Origin of the sequence: Lacinutrix jangbogonensis (assembly GCF_000797445.1) — a bacterium.
Classification (GTDB): Bacteria; Bacteroidota; Bacteroidia; order Flavobacteriales; family Flavobacteriaceae; genus Lacinutrix; species Lacinutrix jangbogonensis.
Genome location: NZ_JSWF01000041.1, coordinates 1 through 8,851, shown reverse-complemented (window position 1 = coordinate 8,851; position 8,851 = coordinate 1). Strand labels below are relative to the sequence as shown.

Below are 8,851 nucleotides of genomic sequence, written 5' to 3'. Positions count from 1 at the left end.
CTCTAGCTCAGACCCAGAAGCTAGACAGCTTGTTATTAGAGGAGTTGTTACCGAAGTTTGTTATAATGTACAATCTTACTGTAGACCATAAACATAAAATCCCTATTGATTACGATCTCACCAATAATAACGATAAGCACGCTATGACTTCCATGGTAGAAAATGCGATTGAAATAGTGGGTAACAACACCTTTGATGCTGTATTTGATAAAGGTTATTATACTGCGGAGCAAATTCATAAATCTCAAAAACTTGGAGTAACCACTCACGTTTGTGTTCCTAACCCTGCTTCTAATGCTCCTGATAAAGCCTATAATGTTAGTGAATTTATTTACAATAAAGCACAAGACACTTATTGCTGTCCTGCCGGTGAAACATTAAAAACTAATGGAAATTGGTACAACAAAAGAGTGTATCGAGTAAAACAATATAAAACCAAAAATTGTAAATTATGTCCAGTAAAAAACGATTGCACCAAAGCCAAATATCAAAGAATCATTGAACGACACGAGTTTGCAGAGGCGCTCGATATAAACAAAAATAACATTAGCAAAAATCCAGAAATATACGCACAAAGACAAGCCATAGTAGAGCATCCTTTTGGCACTATGAAAAGGCAATGGGGATTTGACCACATTATGACCAAAAAAACCAAAGAAAGAGCCTCTGCGGACGTTGGCTTTATTTTCATTGCATACAATCTAAAAAGAATTATGAATAGTATTGGTATTGATCGATTGATCAAACATATCATCTTATTTTGGCTAGAAATAGGTGTAAAAAAACGCCTAAATAAGCTTTTAAAGTCTTTTGAACACTTAAAAAAGTTAACTGTATATTTTATTGAAAATGCATCCCCTAAAAGTACAACCAAACAAATAGCTTATTTTCGAATAAATTTATAAAATTATTGGCGGTTTTTAGACGAACTGACGTCTAGGCTATGGTTAGTACGGGAATTAAAAGTAGTGAACTTTCGATTAAGCACTTAGCCAAAACTTTTTATTTTGTTTTATCTTTTTTGTTCTAAAGCCAAATCAAAAGATTTGGCGGACTTGGTTATATGCACTAAACTTTGGGTTAAGCACTAAAACCCGTATTAATTATAGCTATTGTTGGCAAACGTTATTGTTTTATATCTACTGTTATTGAATATAACTCTGAGTTTTTAAAAAATTCAAGTTTGATATTATTTTTTATTTTTTTGAAAGGTTCGTCATTGTAAATAAATCCTACTCTTAAAGTATCTAATGAAGTAAAATAATCTTTGAATCTAATCATCGATTTTTTCGCTGTTGTCCCTCTTCGAACTATACCTTTTCCATCAATTAAATAAGTCATAAACACATTAGAACTTGTAAGTCTTCTTTCATCGTTAAGAATATGTATACTGTCATATGCGAGTCCATTTGTTTCATTAATCTGCACCAAAATTTTATCGTCATTTAATTTAATTAATCCAGTAATATTATCCGACTCCAATTCATATGAGTATTCTGAAGCATTCCAAAAAGGATGATTACCATCATTTAATGGATTATTTTGAGGATTAGTAATTCCAGAAAATTTTATAACTGAAATGATTATAGATACAGAGATCAAGACGCTCACTATGATTTTATTTGTTTTTTTATGGCGCTTTTTAATATAGAGATATACTCCATATAGAGATAGAAACAAACCAAATATTAGATGCAGATACCAAGGAAAGAGAAAACCTGAATTTTTATCCGCAGAAATCACAATTAGTAACCCTAATCCAAAATATATCAGGTCAATATGTTTTTTTAAATTTTTATTCAAAGGTTGAATGTTTGATATTCATTTTTAATGGTTGCCAACGTGTTGTATAAGATTAGTTGCGTATTTAGAACACTAATTTACTAAATAAAACACGAACCAAGAAAGTCTGTTTGGACTTTTGTAAGTAATCAATAACCAAGCAATTAATTTTATACTTTGTTGTGGGCAGGTTTTGAATATATTTTACAGACCATTATAAAAAAGGACTGTCCTTTGTCTAGAAACCGAATTTTTTATTCTTAGAAATTCAAGAACCAAAAAAATAAAGCGCTCAGATTTGATTTTACGGAAACTGGCGGATTAGAAATTTCCTTTGTTAAAAAACAAAAATTTAATTACTGATCTATGGAAAAAAAAACCGACTAAAAAAATATTTATAAAGTTGCTCAACCGCTAGGGAACGACCTTAATAAATAAACCAAAACCTTAGCTAAAATTTTTGTTTTTGTGCGCCAAAAAAAATTGGGTTTTTATACCAGACTTTGGCGGAAATTAAATTTTAAACCCTTTAAATCAAGCTTAAATATTTTAATTGAGTACTTGCCCACAACGACAGTTCGTCTAAAAACCGCCAATAATTTTATAAATTTATTCAAAAATAAGCTATTTGTTTGGTTGTACTTTTAGGGGATGCATTTTCAATAAAATATACAGTTAACTTTTTTAAGTGTTCAAAAGACTTTAAAAGCTTATTTAGGCGTTTTTTTATACCTATTTCTAGCCAAAATAAGATGATATGTTTGATCAATCGATCAATACCAATACTATTCATAATTCTTTTTAGATTGTATGCAATGAAAATAAAGCCAACGTCCGCAGAGGCTCTTTCTTTGGTTTTTTTGGTCATAATGTGGTCAAATCCCCATTGCCTTTTCATAGTGCCAAAAGGATGCTCTACTATGGCTTGTCTTTGTGCGTATATTTCTGGATTTTTGCTAATGTTATTTTTGTTTATATCGAGCGCCTCTGCAAACTCGTGTCGTTCAATGATTCTTTGATATTTGGCTTTGGTGCAATCGTTTTTTACTGGACATAATTTACAATTTTTGGTTTTATATTGTTTTACTCGATACACTCTTTTGTTGTACCAATTTCCATTAGTTTTTAATGTTTCACCGGCAGGACAGCAATAAGTGTCTTGTGCTTTATTGTAAATAAATTCACTAACATTATAGGCTTTATCAGGAGCATTAGAAGCAGGGTTAGGAACACAAACGTGAGTGGTTACTCCAAGTTTTTGAGATTTATGAATTTGCTCCGCAGTATAATAACCTTTATCAAATACAGCATCAAAGGTGTTGTTACCCACTATTTCAATCGCATTTTCTACCATGGAAGTCATAGCGTGCTTATCGTTATTATTGGTGAGATCGTAATCAATAGGGATTTTATGTTTATGGTCTACAGTAGATTGTACATTATAACAAACTTCGGTAACAACTCCTCTAATAACAAGCTGTCTAGCTTCTGGGTCTGAGCTAGAGAATTGTTTTTCACCTGTTTGTTTTAATTGTTTTTCAATAGCTTGATACTGTTTCTTGTGTTTGTTTTGTTTGGCAATTTTTGTTTCAATCACTTTTTTCTTATCACCATCAGCAGTTTCTAATGCATTACAATATTGAGCAAGCTTCGTTTCTATGTAGGCAATATGTCTATCAATTTTCTTTTGGTTGTAATTGTTTTTCTTGGAGTTTTGTGCTCTAAGTTTGGTTCCATCACCCGCAAGTAAAACACCTCCAATAAGGTCTAGGTTCTTAGCAATATTTACAGTGGCTCTAAACACTTTTTTAATGGATTTTGGATTGTCCCTTCTAAAATTAGAGATGGTATTATGGTCTGGAACAAGTCCTTTTATAAGCCACATCAATTCCACATTTCTAATACATTCCTTTTCTAATGCTCGAGAAGATCTTATTTTATTAAGATAGCCGTAGATGTAAAGTTTTAATAAATCTTTTGGATGAAATGGCGGGCGACCATTTTTATTAAACCGAATATCTTTAAACCCCAAAGCAACAACATCTTGTGAATTTACAAAGGCATCAATAAAGCGTACAGGATTATTTTCTGCTATTAATTGTTCTATTGTTTCGGGAATTAAAACGGCTTGTTTTCTGTTAAAACCTTGAATGTAGCTCATAACTAAAGATACAAATTATCAATGTTTTATACCAATATTTAAGTGCTCAGTTTTTAGACAGTCTGACGATTAGTATATGGCAAGTAGGGCATTAGAAAGCGATAACCTTTCGTGTTTGCACTGAGCCACATTTTTATATTTTGTTTTTAACTTATTCATTTTAAAAGCCAAATTAAAAATTTGGCGGTGTTGGTAAATAGCACTGAACTTTCGTAAACCACCAAACGCTCTATTTGCTATATACAGTGTTATGTACATTCTATTTGTTCCTATATCCACTTATTTCAATTCCTTGAGATTGTAACCAGTTATTGTCGGCTTTTTTTGTTTTACTGTCAGGAGATGTCAACTCAGAAATGATTTTATTAAAATTAATTGAATTAAACTTAGTCATTATAGAGCCTTCAAAAGGACCGTCATAACCTAATGTGATTTCAGTACTATCATTAAAGTTCTTAAATGCATCAAAAGCGAAATGAAATTTGTACTTAAAAGGGTTACTTTCGCATAGAAACCAGTCAGATATTGCAATAAAATTAGTGTCTATTACTTTCATATTAAGATAGTGCTCAGGCATAGCGTCAGAAAGTGTCCGATAAGACGGGAAACCAATAAGTCCTGAATCTCTTCTGCTAAGTTCCAAACAGGTGTATTGCATAGAGTCTTGTTGCATTTTAGCGTAACCATTTTTAAGTCTGGAAACTGTTTTATAAATTTTTATTTGGAATATTGAATCTGTTGAATTAAGAATTTCAGGCACCTCATTTTTATATACGACATCTTTCTTTAAAGAAATAGAGTCCGTAATGATAGTATACTCGTCAATTGAGTATTCCTTTTTTTTATCCTTGCACGATACTAACAAAAGGAAAAATATAAAAAATGATAGTGTTGCTTTATTCATTATTTGTTTATTGTACATAACGTGTTTGTGTATGAGTTGTTGCGTGTTTAAGCGACTAATTTAGTAAATACAAAACCAACTAGAAAATCCGTGAGGATTTTCGTAAGTAAGCTAGAACTAGCAATTAATTATACACGTTGTTGTATGCAGTTATTTCTTAAATTTGTTTGCCATCTTGTTGATGCTTGTATTCATCTCTTCATAATCCGATAGGTTTTTATAAAAGTAATGTATAGATACTAAACTTGATTTTGTTTTAGAAAACTGAGAATATTGAAAGCCAATTGTATCTAGTTTTTTATCATTAAATGAAAAGGTTATTGTATTGTATTCAACTTTTCCTTCAGACCAAGTTTCATAACCTAAAATAGATGTTTTTAAACCTTTTCTATTTATTGCTTTTTGGTATTCATTCAGTAAACTATAATTTGCAATTAAGTCTGTTTTTTTTAAATCAGGGAATTCAACATTTTCTTTATCTAAAAAACTAATCATTTTATTTTGATGATTATACTTGTTTCGAATCGCCATAGCAAATTTTCCTTTAACTCGATTTATTGTGTTCGAGTCAGATAAAACTTTAAAGACATCATCATTCTCACCAAAAACTTCATACTTCCTTTCAAACTCTGTATTTATTTTGATAATAATAGAGTCGTTTCTTGTTACTGAAACTCCAACAATTCTCTTAGAGTTTTCGTTTTTGATTTGTTCTCCTTTTCTTGAGTTACAAGAATTTATAATTAGAACTAGAAATATTAAAGTTATCTTTTTCATTTTGTTAATTGCATACAACGTGTTGTATAAGATTAGTTGCGTATTTAGAACACTAATTTACTAAATAAAACACGAACCAAGAAAGTCTGTTTGGACTTTGGTAAGTAATCAATAATCAAGCAATTAATTTTATACTTTGTTGTGGGCAGGTTTTGAATATATTTTACAGACCATTATAAAAAAGGACTGTCCTTTGTCTAGAAACCGAATTTTTTATTCTTAGAAATTCAAGAACCAAAAAAATAAAGCGCTCAGATTAGATTTTACGGAAACTGGCGGATTAGAAATTTCCTTTGTTAAAAAACAAAAATTTAATTACTGATCTGGGGAAAAATAAACCGACTAAAAAAATATTTATAAAGTTGCTCAACCGCTAGGGAACGACCTTAATAAATAAACCAAAACCTTAGCTAAAAATTTTTGTTTTTGTGCGCCAAAAAAATTGGGTTTTTATACCAGACTTTGGCGGAAATTAAATTTTAAACCCCTTAAATCAAGCTTAAATATTTTAATTGAGTACTTGCCCACAACGTGATGTGTATGGTTAGTTGCGTGGTTAAGCAACTAAATTAATAAACAAATACGGACTAGAGAATATTCCGAAGGAATATTCCAGATAAGCACTAGCCAAAGCAATTAATTATACACCGTGTTAGGTGCAGTTTTTTTACTTGATGTCATATTCATTAAATAGTGATTTTGAAAACCCATCTATTCCTGGAAATAGAGTTTCGTTCGTTATGTTCATTAGCTTTAAATCTCTTTTAATTTCATTATGAAATTTCGCTGGTATTTTTATCTTTAAAAGACCACATTCATCATTAAGCAGTTTTAATTCTGTTTCGTGATTTTTAATTTTTTTACTTTGAGGTAATTCTTTTTGATATGAATTTACTGTAAGTGAAAGATTATATTCAAATGTTTGTCGACCTTCGAAAGGAATTGCAAAAAGTCCTTGTTGTCTCGATAAACGTTCGTGAATATTATATGGTTCTACCGTTGTCACTAGAGGACTTAAGGTTTGTTCTTTTAAGGCAAAATTGCAATGGGCTCTACTACCAAATTCCAAAAAATCCTCTCTGTATCTTTTCTCTTCTGTTTCTAAACCTTTTTGATGAATTAGTTTTCGATTTAGACAATATACAGCAGATTCAGTTATAGTTTGATTAACAGAAAAAAAAAGACCTACATAATATGACTTTGAAAAGTCTAATAATCTAGTCGGTCCGCCGTGATGCTGTATCAATGAAAGCCACTCAAGTAAATTGTCATCTTCGGGATAATTGTCAAGATAATTAGATGCTCTGCGCTTAAATTTATCAATAATATTCTTTTCGATTTGTGGAATGTCTCTGATATTGGATTTATTCATTTCAGCTCCTCTTTCTAGAGTAGTCTGTAGTGTCCATCTACTATCCGCGTGTCCCCTAAAAATCCAGTTATCAATGTTTGAAAATAGTTTTCTTAAATCATTCCATGACTTGATTGTGTACTCACAAAAGATATTTTCACTATGGTTTTCGGACATTCAATTATTTTTTTTCAAATTGCACCTAACGGAATTGTGTATGGTTAGTTGCGTATTTTAAGAGACTAATTTAGTAAATAAAACATGAACCAAGAAAGTCCGTTTGGACTTTCGTAAGTAAGCGATTTGCCAGCAATTAATTATACACGGTGTTGTGTGTAGTTTTTTAATTGTTCATCAGTATCTGAAAACAAAAATTCGTGATATTCATTTACTATTTTAAGGTTTAACTTTTCTACATCTTCGGTTTTCAAATTCTTATGCTGAAATTTTTCGCCTTCTGGTTTAAAGTCAATCATTATTGCATATTTAGGTGAAATTGGATAATAAAAAATTAAATCTTTAGCGCCTCCTTCGTCATCTAATTCATCTCCAATCAAGTTAATAACTGGTTGGTCACATGTTATAAAACTTATTTCATTATTTGAAATCTCTAATAAATTATAATGGATATTTGGGTCAAAAGAAATGTTTTGCGCAATTCTAATTGCAGAAATAATTGCTAAAACATTATATATTTTTTCAATATTTAGTTGAGTGTCTTTAAAATTCTCGATTTGAGAGTCTTTCTGTTTTTTAGTTCTAAAGTATTGAAATGATAAATACATTAATGCTTCAAACTTTGATTCTGCATCGTTAAAAAAATATAGATCTGTTAATTTTCTACACGAAATCAGATTACGACCATGTCCTTCGATTGTTGTATGTAAAAGTTCGAAACCATTTTTTTCCAATTCATTTAATGTTTCTGGTGTTTCATTTGCTATTTCTTCTTGTAATTTTTTAAGTTCATTAAAAATACTGATATCATTAACGAGATCATTGATAGTTTCCTTAATTGGACCTTTTATATTAGAACTCATGTGCTTTAAAAAATCCAATTCAGTTTTGTCAAACTTATCAAACTTATTAAAATATCGTTTTTGAGCAACCTTCATTAAGTCAGTTCGGATTACTTCATTTTTTTTTTGATATATGTTGATATGATATCATCATCCGACCATGCTCTTAAATATTCTCTCCAAACATAATGTTGTTTTTTTGTTATTTTATTCGACATATTATCAATGATTTTCGAAGTTTTTCTCAAATTACACACAACGTCAGTTCGTCTAAAAACCGCCAATAATTTTATAAATTTATTCAAAAATAAGCTATTTGTTTGGTTGTACTTTTAGGGGATGCATTTTCAATAAAATATACAGTTAACTTTTTTAAGTGTTCAAAAGACTTTAAAAGCTTATTTAGGCGTTTTTTTATACCTATTTCTAGCCAAAATAAGATGATATGTTTGATCAATCGATCAATACCAATACTATTCATAATTCTTTTTAGATTGTATGCAATGAAAATAAAGCCAACGTCCGCAGAGGCTCTTTCTTTGGTTTTTTTGGTCATAATGTGGTCAAATCCCCATTGCCTTTTCATAGTGCCAAAAGGATGCTCTACTATGGCTTGTCTTTGTGCGTATATTTCTGGATTTTTGCTAATGTTATTTTTGTTTATATCGAGCGCCTCTGCAAACTCGTGTCGTTCAATGATTCTTTGATATTTGGCTTTGGTGCAATCGTTTTTTACTGGACATAATTTACAATTTTTGGTTTTATATTGTTTTACTCGATACACTCTTTTGTTGTACCAATTTCCATTAGTTTTTAATGTTTCACCGGCAGGACAGCAATAAGTGTCTTGTGCTTTA

8 protein-coding genes are annotated in these 8,851 nt (G+C 30.4%); 1 reads left to right on the top strand and 7 read right to left on the bottom strand.

The annotated features are described in order from the left end of the window. On the top strand, nucleotides 1–905 hold a 905-nt coding region (locus tag RH82_RS15845; RefSeq protein ID WP_206420438.1), incomplete at its 5' end, for a transposase. A 220-nt stretch (nucleotides 906–1,125) separates the two neighbouring features. Here RH82_RS15845 and RH82_RS15840 read toward each other — a convergent pair. The 7 genes from RH82_RS15840 to RH82_RS15810 form a co-directional block, all read right to left on the bottom strand. Next, nucleotides 1,126–1,803: a hypothetical protein gene (locus tag RH82_RS15840; protein ID WP_034062217.1), complete on the bottom strand. Its 678-nt coding sequence runs from the start codon at nucleotides 1,801–1,803 to the stop codon at nucleotides 1,126–1,128. Between the two features lie 592 nt (nucleotides 1,804–2,395). Next, nucleotides 2,396–3,943 (bottom strand): IS1182 family transposase, encoded by a 1,548-nt coding sequence (locus RH82_RS15835; protein WP_052158388.1) that lies wholly within the window; start codon nucleotides 3,941–3,943, stop codon nucleotides 2,396–2,398. Nucleotides 3,944–4,202: 259 nt separating this feature from the next. After that, nucleotides 4,203–4,847: a hypothetical protein gene (locus tag RH82_RS15830; protein ID WP_156112514.1), complete on the bottom strand. Its 645-nt coding sequence runs from the start codon at nucleotides 4,845–4,847 to the stop codon at nucleotides 4,203–4,205. A 150-nt stretch (nucleotides 4,848–4,997) separates the two neighbouring features. Continuing rightward, nucleotides 4,998–5,624 (bottom strand): hypothetical protein, encoded by a 627-nt coding sequence (locus tag RH82_RS15825; RefSeq protein ID WP_034062213.1) that lies wholly within the window; start codon nucleotides 5,622–5,624, stop codon nucleotides 4,998–5,000. Between the two features lie 667 nt (nucleotides 5,625–6,291). Then, nucleotides 6,292–7,152: an FRG domain-containing protein gene (locus RH82_RS15820; RefSeq protein ID WP_034062211.1), complete on the bottom strand. Its 861-nt coding sequence runs from the start codon at nucleotides 7,150–7,152 to the stop codon at nucleotides 6,292–6,294. Between the two features lie 140 nt (nucleotides 7,153–7,292). Beyond that, nucleotides 7,293–8,129: a DUF4238 domain-containing protein gene (locus tag RH82_RS15815; protein ID WP_262494885.1), complete on the bottom strand. Its 837-nt coding sequence runs from the start codon at nucleotides 8,127–8,129 to the stop codon at nucleotides 7,293–7,295. A gap of 166 nt (nucleotides 8,130–8,295) precedes the next feature. Then, the coding region (locus tag RH82_RS15810; RefSeq protein WP_034062207.1) for a transposase at nucleotides 8,296–8,851 on the bottom strand (556 nt) is incomplete at its 5' end.